At 67.4% G+C, this 19,647-nt stretch carries 17 protein-coding genes; 6 read left to right on the top strand and 11 right to left on the bottom strand.

Going from position 1 to position 19,647, the window contains the following annotated elements:
* Positions 1-72: 72 nt before the first annotated feature.
* From RQI28_RS17085 to RQI28_RS17055, 7 genes are all read right to left on the bottom strand, one after another.
* Positions 73-234, bottom strand: a complete 162-nt coding sequence (locus tag RQI28_RS17085) for a DUF4113 domain-containing protein (RefSeq protein WP_311222646.1) — start codon at positions 232-234, stop codon at positions 73-75.
* Positions 235-563: 329 nt separating this feature from the next.
* A complete protein-coding gene (locus RQI28_RS17080) occupies positions 564-4,835 on the bottom strand; it encodes a translocation/assembly module TamB domain-containing protein (RefSeq protein ID WP_311222497.1) in 4,272 nt (1,423 codons plus the stop codon).
* Positions 4,836-4,868: 33 nt separating this feature from the next.
* Entirely contained in the window at positions 4,869-6,773 is a 1,905-nt protein-coding gene (locus tag RQI28_RS17075; protein WP_404976920.1) for an autotransporter assembly complex family protein, read from the bottom strand.
* 85 nt (positions 6,774-6,858) lie between these two features.
* Positions 6,859-8,046, bottom strand: coding sequence for a VWA domain-containing protein (locus tag RQI28_RS17070; RefSeq protein ID WP_311222496.1), 1,188 nt, complete (start codon positions 8,044-8,046; stop codon positions 6,859-6,861).
* Positions 8,047-8,091: 45 nt separating this feature from the next.
* On the bottom strand, positions 8,092-8,694 hold the full coding sequence (locus tag RQI28_RS17065; RefSeq protein ID WP_311222495.1) for a GNAT family protein: 603 nt from the start codon (positions 8,692-8,694) through the stop codon (positions 8,092-8,094).
* Positions 8,695-8,753: 59 nt separating this feature from the next.
* The gene (locus RQI28_RS17060; protein ID WP_311222494.1) at positions 8,754-8,993 is read right to left on the bottom strand and encodes a hypothetical protein; all 240 of its coding nucleotides are present in this window, start codon (positions 8,991-8,993) and stop codon (positions 8,754-8,756) included.
* Between the two features lie 25 nt (positions 8,994-9,018).
* Complete coding sequence (locus RQI28_RS17055; RefSeq protein WP_311222493.1) at positions 9,019-9,873, bottom strand: MoxR family ATPase; 855 nt, start codon at positions 9,871-9,873, stop codon at positions 9,019-9,021.
* Between the two features lie 99 nt (positions 9,874-9,972).
* Between RQI28_RS17055 and RQI28_RS17050 the strand changes: the two genes are divergently transcribed.
* Positions 9,973-10,641: a c-type cytochrome gene (locus RQI28_RS17050; protein ID WP_311222492.1), complete on the top strand. Its 669-nt coding sequence runs from the start codon at positions 9,973-9,975 to the stop codon at positions 10,639-10,641.
* Between the two features lie 63 nt (positions 10,642-10,704).
* Here RQI28_RS17050 and RQI28_RS17045 read toward each other — a convergent pair whose 3' ends face one another.
* From RQI28_RS17045 to RQI28_RS17035, 3 genes are all read right to left on the bottom strand, one after another.
* A complete protein-coding gene (locus RQI28_RS17045) occupies positions 10,705-13,251 on the bottom strand; it encodes an EAL domain-containing protein (protein WP_311222491.1) in 2,547 nt (848 codons plus the stop codon).
* A 146-nt stretch (positions 13,252-13,397) separates the two neighbouring features.
* Complete coding sequence (locus tag RQI28_RS17040) at positions 13,398-13,832, bottom strand: DUF1841 family protein (RefSeq protein WP_311222490.1); 435 nt, start codon at positions 13,830-13,832, stop codon at positions 13,398-13,400.
* A gap of 75 nt (positions 13,833-13,907) precedes the next feature.
* Positions 13,908-14,528 (bottom strand): TetR/AcrR family transcriptional regulator, encoded by a 621-nt coding sequence (locus tag RQI28_RS17035; RefSeq protein ID WP_311222489.1) that lies wholly within the window; start codon positions 14,526-14,528, stop codon positions 13,908-13,910.
* A gap of 177 nt (positions 14,529-14,705) precedes the next feature.
* Here RQI28_RS17035 and RQI28_RS17030 point away from each other — a divergent pair, with 177 nt between their 5' ends.
* Together RQI28_RS17030 and RQI28_RS17025 are read left to right on the top strand one after the other, a co-directional pair.
* Positions 14,706-15,167 (top strand): hypothetical protein, encoded by a 462-nt coding sequence (locus RQI28_RS17030; RefSeq protein ID WP_311222488.1) that lies wholly within the window; start codon positions 14,706-14,708, stop codon positions 15,165-15,167.
* The gene (locus tag RQI28_RS17025) at positions 15,164-16,078 is read left to right on the top strand and encodes a DUF2145 domain-containing protein (protein ID WP_311222487.1); all 915 of its coding nucleotides are present in this window, start codon (positions 15,164-15,166) and stop codon (positions 16,076-16,078) included. Before RQI28_RS17030 ends, RQI28_RS17025 begins: the two co-directional genes overlap by 4 nt.
* 6 nt (positions 16,079-16,084) lie before the next feature.
* Here the strand turns inward: RQI28_RS17025 and RQI28_RS17020 are convergent, their stop codons facing one another.
* A complete protein-coding gene (locus RQI28_RS17020; protein ID WP_311222486.1) occupies positions 16,085-16,888 on the bottom strand; it encodes an IclR family transcriptional regulator in 804 nt (267 codons plus the stop codon).
* 109 nt (positions 16,889-16,997) lie between these two features.
* Here RQI28_RS17020 and RQI28_RS17015 point away from each other — a divergent pair, with 109 nt between their 5' ends.
* From RQI28_RS17015 to pcaF, 3 genes are read left to right on the top strand one after another with little or no spacing between them, the layout of a single operon-like run.
* Complete coding sequence (locus RQI28_RS17015) at positions 16,998-17,699, top strand: 3-oxoacid CoA-transferase subunit A (RefSeq protein WP_311222485.1); 702 nt, start codon at positions 16,998-17,000, stop codon at positions 17,697-17,699.
* A gap of 39 nt (positions 17,700-17,738) precedes the next feature.
* Entirely contained in the window at positions 17,739-18,386 is a 648-nt protein-coding gene (locus RQI28_RS17010) for a 3-oxoacid CoA-transferase subunit B (protein ID WP_311222484.1), read from the top strand.
* 25 nt (positions 18,387-18,411) lie between these two features.
* The gene (pcaF, locus tag RQI28_RS17005; RefSeq protein WP_311222483.1) at positions 18,412-19,620 is read left to right on the top strand and encodes a 3-oxoadipyl-CoA thiolase; all 1,209 of its coding nucleotides are present in this window, start codon (positions 18,412-18,414) and stop codon (positions 19,618-19,620) included.
* Positions 19,621-19,647: the final 27 nt, after the last annotated feature.

The raw sequence follows: 19,647 nt of genomic DNA, 5'->3' as shown, positions 1-19,647 counted from the left end.
AAGCGCAGCTGCTATCTAATTTACACTTTCGCAGTACCGTAATGTCGTCGGTGCGTAGCGGCTTGAAATGCGCTACGCCCTCACGAAAAGCAACTCGTCCCACCTTGTTGTGTACCTCGGCGTCATACGTTCTTGCCGCATCCCCCACTCGTGCTGCGAGGGATTGAGCCCGGTGGCGCCTACGTGTAACGTGCCCTTGCCGTACCTCCCGTTGATCGCATCGACCGCGCTCATAAGCCGGGTCTTGTCACGCACGGGCAATGTTTGTGCTGCGCTGGCCGTGGGCATGGGTTTAATGGGACACCGAGACTGATACAAGAGTGATACAAGAGTGATACAAGAGTGATACGAGGCAGTACTTTATATTCGTAAACGTCCCCGTGAACTATGAGGAGACAACTCGGCGCTGTACGGGCCGGGTCGTGGCCGCCGAGGCAGGATGGGCCGGTGAGGCCGCTGTAGGAGTTTGCTATCAAATAAATAGCTGTCAGCGCTTGATAATCAAGCGCTAGAGGCCAATTTCACTTGAAATCGATGAGCCTGCAACTCAAGCCTGTACCGTCTCAGTCGTAGCGCAGCGTGTAGATCAGGTCGACCGCGCTCTGCGCGCCGGTCTGGCCACGCAAGGTCAGGCGCTGCGACAGGTCGTAGAAGATGTAGAGCGTGCCCAGCGCGCCCGAGAGGCTGCGTTCGTAGGTCACGTACAAATCCTTGGACAGGCGCTTGCCGAAGGTGAGCGCGGCGGCGCTGGCGTCTTCGCCGCTGCCGGGGCCCTTGAAGCCGATCTCGTCCAGGCCCACGCGGCGGGCAAAGTTGCCCGAACCGCCATCGCCATTGCCGCCCAGCAGCGCCAGCGCGGCCTGCTGCAGCAGTGCGGCTTCGGCACCGCCGGCGGCGGCGCTGCGGCCCAGCACCACCCACGACAGCTTTTCCGCATCGGGCAGGTCGGGGTCGGAATACAGCCGCACGCGTGGCGCCTTGGCCGAGCCGGTGACCTGCACGCCGGCGCGCACACTGATGTTCGGGCGGATGGCGAGGATGTCGAGCGCGGGGTTGTCGTACGGGCCGTTGAAGCGCACCAAGCCGGTCTCTACATCCAGCGACTGGCCCCAGGCGCGGTAGCGGCCCTGCTCGGTGCGAACTTCGCCGGTCACACGCGGCGGCGCGCTGGCAGAGCTGCCGCTGCGAACGTCGAGCTCGCCCGTCAGGCGCGTAGTGATGCCGTAGCCCTGCAGCGCGAAGTCATTGCCCAGGTTGAGCGTGACGGCGATGTCCGGCGCGCGGGCCGTCTCGACCTTGGCGGCGGAGGTGGCGGCCTTCTGCGCCTGCTGCTGGGCCTCGCGGTCCTTGGCGGCAGAACGCACGACCACGTCCGAGCCCAGCGTGGGCGCGCCAGCCTCGGGCAGGATGATGGTGGCACGGTCGGTGGTGAGCTTGCCGCGGAGCGTGAACTGCCCGCCCTGCAGGCGTGCCTGCAGGTTGCCCGACACGCTGACCTGCCGGTCGGCGCGCACCAGCACCTGCAGGGCATTGGCCTCGGCATTGAAATCCATCGCGATGCCGGAGCCACTGCCCGATGAGCCCACGCCTGCCCACGACACATTGCCCGTGCCGGTGAGCGTGCCGCCGGTGCGCGGCGCCAGCGTCCGGTTGCCGCTGAAACCGGCGATGCGCGCATTGCTGCCACTGCCGCCGTTCACGCGGAATTCGGTGATCTCCAGCCGGTCGCCGCGCAGCGTGGCGCGCAGGCGCCCGTCCTGCAGATCGACGCCATCGAGCAGCGAGCGCACGGCCAGCTGGTCGGCGCCCAGCGTGCCGCTCCAGCGCGGTGCGGTACGGGTGCCCGACAGCGCGGCGTCGGCCTGCAGCGTGCCCTTGACACGCCAGCCCGGCGGCGCCAGCGCCGACCACACGCCCACGTCGGGCAACTGGGCCTTCACCGTGGCGGCCAGCGGCGCGTCGGCGGGCCAGAGCCAGCCGCCGTCCGCGCCGCGCGCCAGGCGCGTGTTGCCGTCGGCCTGCAGGCTGCCGGCGCGATCGCTCTCCCACATCACGCGGGCGCGCACGGTGTCGCCTTCGGCGTCCAGCCGCACCTCGGCCTGGCGAATGCCGGCGGGCGTGCCCGGGCCTTCTGCCGCCTGCGGGGCGCCGGAGCCGGTGCCCTGGCCGCTGCTGCGCACGACGGTGGTGGTGGGCATGCTGCCTTCGGCCAGCACGCGCAAATCGCCGCTGGCCCGGCGTACGCTGGCGCTGGCACGCAGGGTCTCGCCCAGGTCGATGTTCCAGTCGCCGTTGAGCACCAGGTTGCCGGCCAGACCCAGGCGCTTGAGCAGGGGCTCATCGCCTGCGACGAAGGCGTCGGCCCAGGTGGTGGGCAGGCCTTGCAGTTCGCCTTGCGTGCGCAGTCGCATGTTGCCTTGCGCGGTCTGTTCGTAGCGCACGGGCTCCCAGCGCAGGCGGGCTTCGCCCGGCACGGGGCCGGACACCATGGCTTGGCCGGCCGATGTTTCCACCAGCAGCGTGGGCGCCTGCCGCGCCGTAATGGACAGCGGCTGTGCCAGCTGCACCGTCCATGGCCCGGGCTGCGTGCCGGTGGAGGCCACCACGCGCAGCTCGGCGATTTGCGCGCGCCATTGGCCGACGGCGCCGGCATTGCCGCCGTTGGCGCGCAGGCGTACCGTGGCGCGGTTTTCGCCCTGGCGCAGATTGCCGTCCCAGGACACGGTCAGTTCAGGCACCGAGCCAGACAGCTCGGCCTTCACGTCGGTCAACTGCAATGACTGCGGGCCTGCGTTGGTGCCTGGGCGCGGCGGCAGATCGGCCTTCAGGCGGGGCGCATTGAGCTGGGCCTGCAGAGAGAACGTTTGGTTGGCCGAGCCTGCTGCAACGGCTGGACCGCCCAACAGGCCGGCGGTTTGCAACTGGCGTTGCAGCGTTTGCCAGCCGCCGCTCCAGCGGGCGGCCAGCGTGGCGTTGCCCTCCAGCACGGCGCCTTGCAGCAGGCCGGCGCCGCCGGGCAGAGTGTCCATCCAGCGCTGCAGGCGCTGGGCGTCGGCCACGCGCAAGTCCAGCGTGCCGGCACCGGCGCGCGGCGCCATCTGGCCATTCAATTGCGCACTGGCGCCAGGCACAGTGGCCTGCAACTGTCCCTTGGCCGACTTGTCGGTCAGGCCGATCTGCACCTGGCTGGCGCTGATCTGCGCCTGCAAGGCGTCCAGTTGCAGCCGCGCCAGGTCGATCCGGTCGCCGCGCCAGGTGCCTTCCGTCGCCAGGCGGTCGATGCGCAGCTGGGGGGCCGGCGCGGTGCCGGCCTTGCCGGTTGCGGTGTTGGACGGTCGTGCCGCACGCGCTGCGGCACCTCGGATGTCGGCGGTGAAGCGGACCACGCCGTTGGCGTCGCCCTGCGCGCTGGCGTTGCCGGTGAGCGGCGTAGCATCGAATTGGCTGTAAACCGCTTCGGGGCGCAGGTTGCGCAGCTGCACCTTGCCTTGCAGAGCGCGCGTGGCGGGCGTGAAGGCGCCTTCGGCCTGCAGGCTGCCGGATCCGACGGTCACGGTGGCTTCAGGCACTGTCCACTGCGTGCCGTCGAACGCAGCGCGAGCTTCGACGGCGCTGACGGGCAGGCGCTGCTTGTCCCACGGGCCGGGCAGGGCGTTCTGCAGCTGTGCGGCGATGTTCCAGCCGGCGGCGGCCGGGGCGCCGTTGCTCGTGGTGGCTGGCGGTGTGGCGGCAACTGCGGTGGTGGCGGGGGTGGGCTCCACGCGCACATTGCCGCTCAGCCGGGTGACGGGGGCCTGCGGCCACAGCGCGGCCAGGTCCAGCGCGCGCAGGTCGGCCTGCGCCTGCACCAGGGGCTGAGGCGCCCAGGGGGCGATCTGCGCTTGCACGTCGGCCTGCATGGGCTCCGCAGGCGGGGCCTTGGCCTTGGCTTGGGACGCCGCCGGCTTGGCTGCGTTGCGCGCACTGTTGCGGGGGGCGGTTGATTTTGGGGCTGCGGTAGTCGGCGCGGCCGCAGCCGGTGGGGCGGCTTCAGCCACGGTGGATTTCAACTGGGCAGCGATCTGCAGGCGCGCCGCCTCGGTCGCCAACTTGCCTTTCACGGTAGCGTGGGCGGTGGCCTCCAGGTCTGCACCGCCGCCGGGCGCGGGCGTGCGCACCGTGCCGTCCAGCGTCATGTCGAGCGGCATGGGTGCTTCGGCGCCCAGCGTGGCGCGCGCGGCGTAGCGGCCCTGGGCCAGTTCCACGTTGTCCACCACCAGTTGATGCTGTGTGCCGTCGTAGCCGTAGCGGCCCGCCAGTTGGCGGATGGTCAGCGGGTCGGCAGCAGGCGGTGCCCACACCAGCTCATCCACACGAAACGGCAGGTCGACCTGCACCGGCAGCGGCAGGCGCTGCAGCGGCTGGGTGGGCCCGGCGGGCTTATCGGTGGGCCGGGGCGTGATCAGCACGCGGGCGGCATGCACTTCGCCCAGTTGCACCTTGCGCTGCAGCAGCGGGGCCAGTTGCCAGCCGATGGCGGCTTCATTCACTTCCACCGTCATGCCGGGGCTGGACCAGCGTAGCCAGCCGATGCGGCCGCCGCCGCGCACGGAGCCCGTCACCTCGCGGCTTTCCAGGCTCTGCCCGGCAGGCAGATAGCGCGCAACGCGGTTGAGGGTGACTGCCAGCGAAGAGTCGCCGCCGGCCCACCACCAGGCGGCGCCCAGCAATGCCGCGACGAGCGCCAGCAGGCCCAGCAAGCTCCATGCGGCAATGCGCCAGCCGCTGCGGCGGCGCGGCTGGGGTTTGGGGGCTGCTGCTGCGGCGTAGGGGTTGGGGGTCTGGTGGGTGGCCATGCGTTGAGCGGCGCGCACGCCTTCCGAAAAAAATTAGAAACTGAAGCCCAGCCGCAGGTGCAAGCGCACTTCCTGCGACTTCACGCCGTAGGCCACGTCGGCCTGCAGCGGCCCCACGGGGCTGCGCCAGCGCAGGCCGGCGCCCACACCCACGCGCGGCTTCAGGTCGCCCGCCTTGTCGGAGACGGCGCCTGCATCGATGAACACGGCACTCTCGAAATCGGTGCGGTTGCCCCGCAGCTCGATGGGGCGTTGCCATTCCGCGCTGCCCACGGCCAGGTAACGGCCGCCGTACAGCGTGTCGTTGTCCATGCGCGCGCCGATCTTGCGGTAGCCGTAGCCGCGCACGGTGGTGTCGCCACCGGTCAGAAACAGCTGCGTGACGGGAATGTTCGCGCCTTCACGCGCCAGCACCGCACCGCCCTCGGCGCGCAGCGCCAGCCGGCTGTTGCGGCGGATGCCTTCACCCATGTCGACCTGGCCCAGCGGCACATAGCCCTGCCAGCGCACAAGCGCGCGCACGAACGGGTCGCGCTCGGGCGTCAGCGTGGTGCCCACGCCCAGCTCGGAGGCCACCCCCCAGCCGCGTGTGGGAGCGGTGTTGTTGTTGAAGTAACGGCCCGTCCAGGCGTAATTGGCGCTGATGGCCGAGCTGGACGGCGGCGGGTCTTCGCCCTGGCTCTTAGCCACGTCGTACTGCAGGAAATAGCTGCGGTCGATGTGGTCGCTGCTCTTGGTGCGGCCACCGCGAACGCGGCCGCTGTTGACCTCGTAGCTGCCCGTGGTTTCGCGCTGCACCTGCGCGCCGGTAAACCAGCGCCAGCCGGTGTCTTCGGGCAGCGCCGTCCATTCGGTCGACGCCAGGTTGTTCTTGCGGTCTACCGACAGCTTGCTGACCGCGCGCCAGCCCAGGCCCGGCATGCGGTTGTGAATGTGGTCCAGGCTCAGGCGCGGCCCGCTGTCGGTCGACAGACCCACGCCGAACACCACCTTCTGAAGCGGCGCTTCGCGCACCTGCGCGATCACCGGCGCGGCCTGCGGATCGGTGCCTTCGGTGTCCACCGACAGAAACACCGCGTCGTAATAACCACTGCTGGCCAGGCGCTGCTGGGCGTCCAGCAATGCCGTTTCGCTGTAGTCATCGCCCTCGGGCAGGCGGGCGATGCGCCGCGCGCCGTCGGGGTCGTAGCGTTCGCTGCCCGACACGCGCAGCGGCCCGAAGCGGTAGGCCGGCCCGGGGGCGTAGGTGACGGCGAGCTTGGCTTCGTTCTTGTCCGCGTCGACTTCCGCGCGGCTGCTGTCGATGCGCGCCGTGGGGTAGCGGCTGGTCTGCAACTGGCGCAGGCCTTGTGACTTGGCGCTGTCCCAGCCCTCCTGCGTGAAGGGCTGGCCCGGCTGCAGCGACCAGTTGCGCTGCACGCGTGCGCGGCGATTGGCGAAGCCGGGCGCGTCTGCCTCGTCGCCGGTGAAGGCGACATTGGCGCTTTCCACACGGGTACGCGGGCCGGGCTCCACCGTCACGATGACCGTGCGTGGCGGCCGGTCGGGCTCGGACACTTCGCGCATTTCGATGGTGAGCGTGGGGCTGAAGTAGCCCATGGTGCCCAGCAGGCCGCGCGCGTTGGCGTCGGCTGCGCCCAGCAGGCGCGACAGCTCGGCCGCCTGCAGGTCAGGCAGCTTGCGAAAGCGCTGCAGTTCCATGTGGCGCTCCAGATGTTCGCGGATCGCCTCGGGCGCCTGCACTTCGAGCGCGAAGGCATCGGGCGCATTGGCGTCGCCAATGGTCTGCACGGCGCCGTCGGCCTCAGCGTCGGCATCGGCTTTTTTGGAGCCCGGCAGCAGGCTGCAGCCCTGCAACGCCAATACCCCGCACAGCAGCAAGGTGGACCAAGGGGCATTCCGGGGCAGGAAGGAAGCGATGCGGAGGGAGGCTTTCAAAAATCGGAGCTCGGAGAGTGGTGGCGACAGGGTGCCAGGGCTGCGGATGGCACCGCGCCCTCATGCGCCTCGCCCGTCCGTAGGACTATTTTGACAAAAGCCGCATGGTCTCCTCCAGCCCCTTCAGGGACAGAGGGTACATGCGATGGCCCAGGATCTGCTGGATGACGCCGATGCTCTGGCGGTACTGCCAGACGCCCTGGGGCTCCGGGTTGATCCAGGCGTGGCGTGGAAAGGCGTGCAGCAGGCGTGTGAGCCACTCGGCGCCTGGCTCTTCGTTGTTGTACTCGACGCTGCCGCCGGGCTGCAGGATCTCATACGGGCTCATCGTCGCGTCGCCCACGAAGATCAGCTTGTAGTCCTTGTTGTACTTGCGAATGATGTCCCAGGTCGGGAATTTCTCGGCAAAGCGGCGGCGGTTGTTCTTCCACATGAAGTCGTACACGCAGTTGTGGAAGTAATAGAACTCCAGGTGCTTGAACTCCGACTTCACGGCGGAAAAGAGCTCTTCCACCCGCTGGATGTGCTCGTCCATGGTGCCGCCCACGTCCATCAGCAGCAGTACTTTCACGTTGTTGTGGCGCTCGGGCACCATCTTGATGTCGAGGTAGCCGGCGTTGGCGGCCGTGCTGCGGATGGTGCCGTCCAGGTCCAGCTCCATCTCGTGGCCTTCGCGGGCGAACTTGCGCAGGCGGCGCAGCGCCATCTTGATGTTGCGCGTGCCCAGCTCCTGCGTGTCGTCGTAATCGCGGTAGGCGCGCTGGTCCCACACCTTGACGGCACTCTTGTTCTTGCCCGCACCGCCGATGCGAACGCCCTGCGGGTTGTAGCCGCCGTGGCCGAAAGGGCTGGTGCCGCCGGTGCCGATCCACTTGCTGCCGCCCTCGTGGCGTTCTTTCTGTTCTGCCAGGCGCTTCTTGAGCGTCTCCATCAACTCGTCCCAGTCCATCTTCTCGATGGCGGCCTTCTGCTCGGGCGTCAGCTCGCGCTCGAGCACCTTGCGCAGCCAGTCGGCCGGGATCTCCTTGCGGAAGTCGGCCACCATCTCCACGCCCTTGAAATAGGCACCGAAAGCCCGGTCGAACTTGTCGAAATGCTTTTCGTCCTTGACGAGCACGGTGCGCGAGAGGTGATAAAAGTCGTCCAGGCTCCAGCCGTCTTCAGACTTAGGCCCCACCACGCCGGCATCCAGCGCCTCCAGCAATGCCAGGTACTCCTTCACCGACACAGGCAGCTGGCCGGCGCGCAGGGTGTAGAAGAAGTCGATCAGCATGCCGGGCTTTCGAATGGGTTTATGAGTGAAATTGGCCGCCAGCGCTTATTCGGCGGGCGTTCGCTGCTGCAAAAGATATAGCAATTGCGCGCGTGCCTCGGGCCACTCGCCACTGCGCATGCTGTACATCACCGTATCGCGGATGGTGCCGTCGCGGCGCAGCGCGTGGCCGCGCAGCACGCCGTCTTTCTTGGCGCCCAGGCGTTCGATGGCGCGCTGCGATGCGAAGTTGAAGTTGTCGGTGCGCCAGCCCACCACGTCGCAGCCCAGCGTGTCGAACGCGTGGGTGAGCAGCAGCAGCTTGGCCGTGGTGTTCACATGCGTGCGCTGCACGCTCTTGGCGTACCAGGTCCAGCCGATCTCCACGCGCCGCACGGCTGGCACGATGTCGTGATAACTGGTAGTGCCGATGAGCTGGTCCGTGGCGTCGTCCATCACGGCGAAGGCAAAGCGATGGCCGTCTTGCCGACCTTGCAGCGCCGCTTCGATGTAGGCGCGCGTCTGGCCGGGCTCGGGCACCGAGGTGATGCGCAGCTGCCACAGCGCGCCATCGGCCGCGGCTGCGGCCAGGCCCGCTTCATGGGTCAGATGCAGCGGCTCCAGCCGCACGCCACGGTCTTGCAAGATGACGGGTTCGACGAATGACATGGCGGCGTTTTGTTGGCAGTTGGATGGATGTGAGGGAGCGCGGGAGTTAACGATGTGGGTCAGGGCGCGGGGCGGTCCGCACTGCTGTCACGCCGGCGTCGCCAGCGGCGTGCTGCATGCAGGCCCAGGCCGCCGCCCAGGCCCACCAGCGCAATGGCCAGCAGGCTGGCCGTGCCATAGCCGGGAGCGAAAAGATCGAACCCCAGCAGGCGCCCCAACCAGTAGCCCGCCAGCGCGCCGCCTGTGAAGCCCACAGCGTCGGAGATGCCTTCGATCAGCAGTTTGCGTGCATCGCTCATGGCTGCAATTCCTGAGGGCGGCGAATCATCGGTTGCGCTGGTTCATGAAGACCAGTTTCTCGAACAGGCTCACGTCCTGCTCGTTCTTCAGCAAGGCGCCCACCAGCGGCGGCACCGACACCTTCTGGTCGGCGCTTTGCAGCGCTTCGAGCGGAATGTCTTCGGCCACCAGCAGCTTGAGCCAATCGATCAGCTCACTGGTCGATGGCTTTTTCTTCAGCCCCGGCAGGCCGCGCACGTCGTAAAACGTTTTCATCGCCACGGCCAGCAACTCGCCCTTGAGCGTGGGGAAATGCACCGCGACGATCTGCCGCATGGTGTCGGCCTCGGGGAATTTGATGTAGTGGAAAAAGCAGCGGCGCAAAAATGCGTCGGGCAATTCTTTTTCGTTGTTGGAGGTAATGAACACCAAAGGCCGGTGTTTGGCGCGAATGAGTTCGCGCGTTTCATAGCAATAGAACTCCATGCGGTCGATCTCACGCAACAGATCGTTCGGGAATTCAATATCGGCCTTGTCGATTTCGTCGATCAACAGCGCAACCGGCGCATCGGCCGTGAAGGCTTGCCACAACACCCCCTGCACGATGTAGTTGCGAATGTCCTGGACCCGTTCGCTGCTCTCGGCGTCGCCCAGTTGGCTGTCGCGCAGACGGCTGACGGCGTCGTATTCGTACAGGCCCTGCTGCGCCTTGGTGGTGGATTTGACATGCCACTGCAGCAACGGCAGGCCCAGCTCGCGCGCCACTTCCTCTGCAAGCATGGTCTTGCCGGTGCCCGGCTCGCCTTTGACCAGCAAGGGGCGCTGTAGCGTGATGGCGGCATTCACCGCCAGTTTCAGGTCTTGCGTGGCAACGTAACTCTCGGAACCTTGGAATTTCATGGGCCGTGAATAGGGTAATCGTTGATGAAACAGAGGGCAGGCCCCCTCCTATAATTCTTCATATTAGAGAGACAACCACCACGGGATTGTGCGCGCAAAATGAACAAAATACGGACCACGATATACAGCCTGCTTGTCGCTTGTGCGACGGGCGGGGCGTTTGCGCAGGAGACCGAAGGCGATGCGCAGGCGGGCGAAAAGAAGATCGCCATGTGCATCGGCTGCCACGGCATTCCGGGCTATCAGGCGAGCTTTCCTGAAGTGCACCGCGTGCCCATGATTTCCGGCCAGGGCGCGCGCTACCTCTCTCTGGCGCTGGAGGCCTACCAAAAGGGCGACCGCCGCCATCCCACCATGCGCGGCATTGCCGACTCGCTGACCGAGCAGGACATTGCCGACGTGTCTGCCTACTACTCCGCACATCGCCAGTCCGCCGCACCGGTCGAACTTCCCGCCAAGCCCCGCCGCGAACCCAGCGTGCAGGTGGCGGCGCTGCTGCAAAAGGGCGCCTGCGTTTCCTGCCATGGCGACAACTTCGCCAAGCCCATCGACCCGGCCTACCCGAAGATCGCCGGCCAGCATGCCGACTATCTGTATGTGGCGCTCAAGTCTTACAAGGCCGACAAGAACCCCAACCTGGGTCGCTCGAACGCCATCATGGCGGGAGTCGCCAAGCAGTTCACGAATGCCGAGCTGAAGGCTATGGCTGGCTACATCGGTTCGCTGGACGGCGATCTGCAGGTGGTGCCGCAGTCGCGCTTCCGCTGAGAGCACCGCTTTTTGCCACTGCTCCAAGGCGCGGTTTTCCGGGCCTTTTTTCCTGGTGCTGAATCAGGCCGGTGGTGCCGCGATGCTGCGGGTCGATAGATCCAGCTCGTCCAGCGGCGCCGGGTAGCCAAAGCAGTAGCCTTGTGCGGCGTTGCAGTTCAGCTCGCGCAGGCGGCTGGCCTGGGCCTGCGACTCCACGCCTTCGGCCACCACGGTCACGCCCAGCCCGCGCGCCAGGCTGAGCACCGACACAACGATGGCCGCGTCCTGGGGCGTCTGCAGCAGCGTGCGCACGAAGCGCTGGTCCACTTTCAGGCAGTCGAAGGGCAGGTCGGCCAGGTAGGTGAGCGACGAATAGCCGGTGCCGAAGTCGTCGATGGCGATCTTCACGCCCATGGCGCGCAGGGTCGTCAGCCGCGCCCGCGCGCTGGCATCGTCGTCGCTGATGCGCTGCGACTCTGTCAGCTCCAGCGTCAGCTGGCCGGGCGGCAGGCCGCTGGCACGCAGCGCCTGTTTGAGCAGCGTGGTGAAGTCCGACTGGATCAACTGCCGCGCCGACACGTTCACGTGCAGGTTGAAGTCGGGCGGCAGCGAGCCCAGGCGCTGGGCAATGGCCTGCGTGGCATGGCGCAGCACCCATTCGCCCAGCGGCAAGATCAGGCCGGACTCTTCCGCTATGGGAATGAAGACGCCGGGCGACACCATTCCGCGCGTGGGGTGATTCCAGCGTGCGAGCGCTTCAGCGCCAGTGACCCGGCCGGTGGTCAGGTCGACGATGGGCTGGTAGTGCACCAGGAATTGCTCTTTTTCCAGCCCCTGCCGCACTTCGGTGACCATGCGGGAGCGATCGACCGACCGCTCCATCATCGGCGCTTCGAACACCACGCACTGGTTGCGCCCGCTACTCTTGGCCTCGCCCAGAGCAATGCTGGCCTGGCGCAGCCACTCGGGCAGGTCGACACTGCGCAGCGCCCCACCGACCACGCCGACCGATGCGCTCAACAGCAGCTCGTCGTCACCCGCTGAAAACGGCGTGGTGAACAGGTTCTGCACGGCCTTGCCGATGGCCTGGTCCGACAGGCTTTCCACGCCCAGATGCAGCACGGCGAACTCATCACCCGCCACGCGGGCGATCAAGAGCGGCTCGGGTAGCCGGCCCTTCAGGCGGTCGCCCACGGCCTGCAGCAGCTGGTTTGCGGTGGTAAAGCCGACGCTGTCGTTGATGGCGCGAAACGCGTCCAGCCCGATCAGCGTCAACGCCACGGTGCGTTCCCCCTGCCATTGCGCGCGCTCCAGCAGGCCGCGCCGGGTCAGCAGGCCGGTGAGCTGGTCGGTCAGCAATTGGTCTTGCAACTGCTCGAACGACTGCTGCAGCCGCTGCGCCATGCGGTTGAATGCCTGCGAGAGCGCGGCGGTTTCGCGCAGCCGATCGGGCTGGGTCAGCAGGGCCGAGCCCGCCGACCAGTCCCCCTGCGCGAGCCGGTTGGCCGCTTCCGCCGTTTGCAGAATCGGGCGCGCAACGCGCTCTACCGCCCAGAGCGCCAGCAGCAGCGCCAGCACCGAGCCGAGCACGGCAGCGACCGTCCAGGCGCGCAGCCGGTCGCGGGTGTCGCCCAGCAGGTCGGACTCGGGCAGCAGCACGACGATGCGCCAGTCGAGTCCGTGCACGCCGGCAAATGGCGAAATGCGCCCGTAGTAGAGCGCACCGTCGTGCACCAGTTGAAAGCTGCCGCCACGTGCGCTGGCGTCGGCCAGCTGGGCTGCCGCGGCGCGCACCAGCGGGCTGGTGCTTTGCGCAGCCTGCAAGCGCGTGCGGGGCGACAGCTGCGACTGGCTGATGCGCTCGCCCACGATGAGCGCCGGATCGCTCTGTGCCACCAGCAGGCCGTCCGGTTCGGTGATGAACAGCGTGCCCTTGCCGCGCAGCGGTTCGTCGTGCAGAAAGCGCTGCAGTGAGTCGAGCCGCACATCGGCACTGACCACGCCCACCGTTTCCTGGCCCACTACGACCGGGGTGGAGGCCGAGATGATCACGTCGCCGCGTTCGCTGGCGGTGGTGTAGATGGGTGACCAGGCGGTGCCCCCGGCCTGGATCGCAGCCAAGTACCAGGGCCGCTTCGTGGGGTCGAAGCCGGCGAGTGCGCTGGTCAGCTGCATGGTGTCTGCGCCGGCATGGATATGCATCAGCCCCTGGGTGGACCGGTCTTGCAGGATGAGCCGGAAGCCGTCGTCGCGCCGCAGGGCTGCGTAGGTGTTGTCACGCCCGCCAAAGCCGAGCAGACCGACCTGGTCGAATTCTCCGTAGCGGTTGGGAAACACGGCCCTCAGATAGTCTGCCACCGGCCGCACGTCGCCCGGTTGGTAGAGCTGCTGCCGTGCAATGGTGTCGGCCAGGGAGCGCTGGATTTGATAGGGCGCCTCCAGGTAGGCGGCCAGCCGGCCTTGCGACGTGGACGTCACTGCGTTGAGCAGCCGCACGCTTTCCTGGTCGATCAGGCCGTGGATCTGCCGGTGCTGGCTCAGGGCCATCAGCGCCACTGTGCCGCCGAACAGCAACGCCATCGGCACGGCGATGGCCGTGCGCAGGGAGGGCTGCCAGCGGCGCGGCATTCAGTGGCCGGCCAGACGATGGCCAGGCCTGGCCAATGCGGTCGGTGGAGTACCGGTAATCAAGATCATTTTGGCCTGTAGCGCTTGTCTATAAAAGGTTTTATGCTATTTAAATAATAGCAATTCAGGTTTTTGGCAAAAAAGCATCAGTCGCGCGTGGCGCGCCGCTGCATGCAGGCGATGTAGGCGTCGCCATCGGGCGGGCGGCCGGAGCGCTGGCTTTGCCACAGCATCTCGCCCAGGCAATCCATGGCGGCGTGGTGGGCGTCGTGTAGCGAATCGAGGCGCGCGGCCAGCAGCTCGACCGCCTGCCGAATGCCGCGGGGCTGGTCGATGCTGCACTGCTCGCTGATCGACAGGTGCATCGACAGGTGCAGGAACGGGTTGGTCTGGCCGGGCGTCTCGTCGTAATTGCGCGCCAGGGCGGCATTCACGTCGGCCAGGTCGGCGTGGTATTCAGGGTGCTCGTCGATCCACAGGCTGGCCAGCGTCTCGATGGCTTCCATGGGCAAGCCGGCTTGGCTTTTGGCGTGCACGGCGCAGAAAAAGCGCCTGACGTCGGCTTGGGAGGGGTTGAACATGGGCAATGAGCGTAGCACGCGATAGGGCGCCTGCTGCGCTGTTATTGCGGACGATTCAGGCTGACTGGCGGGCCTTCACTGGCTGGCCGCTGCCCCGCCGAGAAAAAGCGCCACCGCGCGTTCCACCATGGCGCTGATCTCTTCGGTCGCCAGGGGCGGCGGGTTGGTCTGGTAGACGCGCTCTTCGGTTTCGGTGGTCACCAGCGCCAGAAACTGCAATGCCAGCACGCGCGGCGGCCAAGGCTTGAGCTGACCGCGCTCGACAGCCTGCGCCATCACGCCGGCGAGCGCCTGAATCGATTGCGCCGGGCCGGCCTCGTAGAACAGCTGGCCCACGTTGGAATGCCCGGCCTCGCCCACGACCATGCGGTAGACCGCCAAGGCGCTGGCGTCGTGCGTCAGCACGGCCAGCATGCGTTCACCGAACCGGGTCAGCAACTCGGGCAGCGCCCTGTCGCCCTGGGCAGACTGCTGCATTTCCACCACGGCGTCGGACAGATGCTGGGTGGCGATGGCGCGCACCACCGCCACGAACAGCGCTTCCTTGGACGAGAAATAGCCGTAGAGCGTGGCTTTCGAGCCGCCGCAGCGGCGGGCCAGTTCATTCATGGATGCGCGCTCGTAACCCGCTTCCTGGAACAGCCGGGCCGCCTCTTCCAGGATGGCGGTACGGCGGGCTTCTGTGCGGACTTTCATTGTCTCTTTCTGTTCTTTGGGAGGCTGTGGCGCCCCTTGCGCTGATGACGGATCGCACTGTACGCACTTCCCATGGCAATTGGATTGCCATCGCGTCGGTGAGGGGGCGGACCGACTGCTGCGAACGTTGCACCGTTGCGTCAACAATACGGGCGCAATCCCTGGAGCCTTGAACCCATGAATCTTCTGACGAATTTCCGCTGCGCCCTGTGCCTGGGCGCCGTGCTGTGTATGCCGCTCGCCGCGCATGCCGACAGCTTCACCTCCTCCGCATCCAGTGCTGGCTCCGCCTCCAGCGGCAGCGTTTCCGACTCGCTCAACGGCTCCAGCAACAGCTCCAGCGGCGACAGGAAGACGGCCGATGCCGACTACCGCATCACCGACGTGGCCGAGGCTCCCGGGCGCGACGGCTTCGTGCGCGTGACGATGGAGACCGATGCCGCCCAACGCCTGGTGCTGGACCTGCCAGCCGCCGTGTTCAGGCCCCAGCGCCTGGCGCGTGGCGACGCCATCCGTGCCGGCCAGCGAGAGTGGGGCATCGAGTTCGCCCGCGCCGACACGCGCGAGCCCTTCTTCCTGGTGCTGGCCGACGACTGGTACGGCGAGCTGGAGCCGCGCCGGGTGGGCCGCGCTTCGTGACGCTGCGGCGTCTGCTGTGCCACTGGGGGGCTGCGCTGGCCTTGAGCGCCGCCGCCGCCGGGGCCGCCCATGCCGGCGGCGCGCAGTTCTGCGGTCGCACCCAGCCGCTCACCGCGCCCGAGCAGGCCCGGCTGTTGCAATTTGCCGGCGTGGTGCGCACCGCGCTGGCCGAGACCTCGGCGCAGGCGGTGCTCATCAGCCGCTCGGGGCTGGACCTGTCGCGCTTTGGCATTCGCTATTCGCATGCCGCCATCGCCTGGCGTGACGAGCGCGGCGCCTGGAGCGCGCGCCAGTTGTACTACGCCTGCGACGAAGGCCGCCCGCGCCTGTATGACCAGGGCGTGGCCGGCTTCATCATGGGCGTGGACAACCCGGCGCAGGGCTACGTCTCCATCGTGCCGCTGCCCGATGCAGCAGCGGCCGAGGTGCGCGCCACGCTGCTGGACACGCCGCGCGCGCTGCGCCTGCTGTCGGCTCGCTACAGCGCCAACGCCTATGCCTTCGGGCTCGACTTCCAGAACTGCAACCAGTGGGTGGTCGAACTGCTGGCCACCGCGTGGGGCGACCTGCCCGATGGCGACGACCTGCGCGCCCGCGCGCAAGGCTGGCTGCGTGATGCGGGTTATGCGCCCGAGCCGGTCCATGTGGATTCGCACTGGCTGATGTTCGCCGCCGGCTTCGTGCCGCTGATCCACCTGCGTGACCACCCGGAAGAAGACCGCTACGCCATGCAACTGCGCGTCAGCCTGCCCGCCAGCCTGGAAACCTTCGTGCGCCAGCGGCTGCCGCAGGCCGAGCGCACCGAGTTCTGCCACGACGGCCAGCACGTGGTCGTGCACCGGGGCTGGACGCCGATGGCCGAGGGCTGCCGCCCGGCGGACGGCGATAGGGTGCTGCCCATCAGCGGCTGAGGCGATCTACCGCCGCCGCGTACCCAGCGTGCGTGAGATCGCCTGCGATGCCTCCAGCAAAGCAGGCAGCAGTTGCTCTTGCATCATCTCGGCGCTGGTGCGGTTGGCCTGGCCGCTGATATTCAGCGCCGCCACCGTATGCCCGGCGCGGTTCTTCAAGGGCGCGGCGATGGAGATCAGCCCTTCTTCCAGTTCCTGGTTCACCAGGCACCAGCCTTGCTGGCGGGCCTGGGCGATGCGCGCCAGCAGCGTGTCGTCGTCCAGCGCCGTGTGCGGCGTGAACGCCCGGCGGGGCACTTGCGCCAGGCGCGCACGCATGGCGTCCTCGGGCAGGGCCGCCAGCAGCACGCGGCCCAGCGACGTCCAGAACGCCGGCAGGCGTGAGCCCACGCCCAGGTTGGTGCTCATGATCTTGTGGGTGTGCACGCGCAGCACATAGACGATGTCGTGCTCGTCCAGCACGGCGGCCGAGCACGACTCGTGCACCCGGTCTACCAGCGATTCCATCACCGGCTCGGCCAAATCCCAGATGGGCATGGAAGACAGGTAGGCGAAGCCTAGGTCCAGGATGCGCGGCGTCAGGCAGAAGAACTTGCCGTCGCTCTCCACATAGCCCAGCGTCTGCAGCGTGAGCAGGATGCGCCGGGCGCCCGCGCGTGTCAGGCCCGTGGCGGTCGCCACTTCGCTCAGCGTCTGCTGCGGCGCAGTGGCGCTGAACGAGCGAATCACCTCCAGACCGCGTGCGAACGACTGCACATAGCTGTCGCCCGGCCTAGGGTTAGTACCGACGTCAGAGGGGGTGTCATCCATGGAGATTCATTCTAAAATTCTTTATACGAACATTTGTTCTATATACGAACATTTTCTCGATTCGGCAGAAAAGCGGCATCGGGATTTTCACCCCCAGTCGGGCAGACACATGATCAACAAGATTGCGGATTCGATAGCCCAGGCGCTGTCGGGCGTTCAGGACGGCGCCACGGTGCTGATCGGCGGCTTCGGCACGGCCGGCATTCCCGGCGAACTCATCGACGGGCTCATCGAGCGCGGTGCACGCGACCTCACCGTGGTGAACAACAACGCCGGCAACGGCGACGTCGGCCTGGCCGCGCTGCTCAAGGCCGGGCTGGTGCGCAAGATCATGTGCAGCTTTCCGCGCCAAGCCGACAGCTGGGTGTTCGACGAGCTGTACCGCAGCGGCCAATTGGAGCTGGAACTGGTGCCCCAGGGCAATCTGGCCGAGCGCATGCGCGCTGCCGGCGCCGGCATTGGCGCTTTCTTCTGCCCCACGGCCTACGGCACCGACCTGGCCAAGGGTAAAGAGACGCGCGAGATCAACGGCCGCCACTACGTGCTGGAGTACCCCATCCATGGCGACGTGGCGCTGATCAAGGCCGAGCGGGGCGACCGCTGGGGCAACCTCACCTATCGCATGTCGGCCCGCAACTTCGGCCCGGTGATGGCCACCGCTGCCAAGAAGACCATCGCCACGGTGCACGAGATCGTCGAACTGGGGGCGTTGGACCCGGAGGCCATCGTCACCCCCGGCATCTACGTGAGCCAGCTCGTGCGCATCGAGCGCACCGCCACGCAGGCGGCGGGTCTTAAGCAATCAGTCTGATTTTGAATGAAATTGGCCTCTAGCGCCCAAGGAATAAGCGTGAGCAGCTATCAAAAGAGAAGCAAAGACGAATTGGCCCGCCGGGTGGCGCAAGACATTCACGAAGGCGCCTACGTGAACCTGGGCATCGGCCAGCCGACGCTGGTGGCCAACCATATTCCGGCCGGCCGCGAGGTCATCCTGCACAGCGAGAACGGCATTCTGGGCATGGGCCCGGCGCCGGCTGCGGGGCTGGAGGACTACGACCTGACCAATGCCGGCAAGCAGCCCGTCACGCTGCTGGCGGGCGGGGCGTACTTTCACCATGCCGACAGCTTCGCCATGATGCGCGGCGGTCATCTGGATATCTGCGTGCTGGGCGCCTTCCAGGTGTCGGCCACGGGCGACCTGGCCAACTGGAGCACCGGCGAGCCCGGCGCCATTCCCGCCGTGGGCGGCGCCATGGACCTGGCCATCGGCGCCAAGCAGACGTGGGTGATGATGGATCTGCTGACCAAGCAGGGCCAGTCCAAGATCGTGCCGCAGTGCACTTACCCGCTGACCGGCATCGGCTGCGTCAAGCGCATCTACAGCGACCTGGCCACCCTGGCCTGCACGCCCGACGGCCTGGTTTTCATCGACGCCGTCGACGGCATCGACCATGCCGAACTCGAACGCCTGGTGGGCCTGCCCATCCACCGCGACTGACCGCCCCTTCTTTCGGAGACACCCCATGACTTCTGCCCAAGCCTTCATCTGCGACGCCATCCGCACGCCCTTCGGCCGCTACGGCGGCGCCCTGTCCAGCGTGCGCACCGACGACCTGGGCGCCATTCCCATCAAGGCGCTGATGGACCGCAACCCCGGCGTGGATTGGGCGGCGGTGACCGACGTGCTCTACGGCTGCGCCAACCAGGCGGGCGAAGACAACCGCAACGTCGCGCGCATGTCTGCGCTGCTGGCCGGCCTGCCCATCGACGTGCCCGGCGCCACCATCAACCGGCTGTGCGGATCGGGCCTGGACGCGGTGGGCACGGCCGCGCGCGCCATCAAGTCGGGCGAGGCGGGCTTGATGATTGCGGGCGGTGTGGAAAGCATGAGCCGCGCGCCCTTCGTCATGCCCAAAGCCGAAAGCGCCTTCAGCCGCAACAACGCGGTGTATGACACGACGATTGGCTGGCGCTTCGTCAACAAGCTGATGAAGGCGCAGTACGGCGTAGATTCGATGCCTGAAACGGCTGAGAACGTGGCCACCGACTTCGGCATCGAGCGCGCAGCGCAGGACCGCATGGCCCTGGCCAGCCAGCTCAACGCTGTGGCGGCGATCAAGGCGGGCTACCTGGCGCGCGAGATCGTGCCCGTGCACATCCCGCAGAAGAAGGGCGACGCCCTCATCGTCAGCGAGGACGAGCACCCGCGTGAAACCAGCCTGGAAGCGCTGGCCAAGCTCAAGGGCGTGGTGCGGCCTGACGGCACCGTGACCGCCGGCAACGCCAGCGGCGTGAACGACGGCGCCTGCGCGCTGCTGCTGGCCGATGAAGCCAGCGCGGCCAAGTACGGCCTCAAGCCGCGTGCCCGCGTGGTCGGCATGGCCACGGCCGGCGTGGCGCCGCGCATCATGGGCTTTGGCCCCACGCCCGCCACGCTCAAGGTGCTGGCGCAGACCGGGCTGACCATCGACCACATGGACGTGATCGAGCTGAACGAAGCCTTTGCCGCGCAGGGCCTGGCCGTGCTGCGCGCGCTGGGACTGAAAGACGACGACGCCCGCGTGAATGCCTGGGGCGGCGCCATCGCCCTGGGCCACCCGCTGGGCGCCAGCGGCGCGCGGCTGGTGACCACGGCCGTGAACCGCCTGCACGAGCACGCCGGCAAGTACGCCCTGTGCACCATGTGCATCGGCGTGGGGCAGGGCATTGCCGTCATCCTCGAACGCGTCTGAGCACGCGGCAAAGACCGAAGGAAACCC

Source organism: Acidovorax sp. WCS2018Noco2-16 (assembly GCF_031843945.1).
In the GTDB taxonomy this organism is placed as follows: domain Bacteria; phylum Pseudomonadota; class Gammaproteobacteria; order Burkholderiales; family Burkholderiaceae_C; genus Paracidovorax.
The sequence above is the reverse complement of the archived record's forward strand: the minus strand, read 5'-3'. Positions and strand labels throughout refer to the sequence as shown.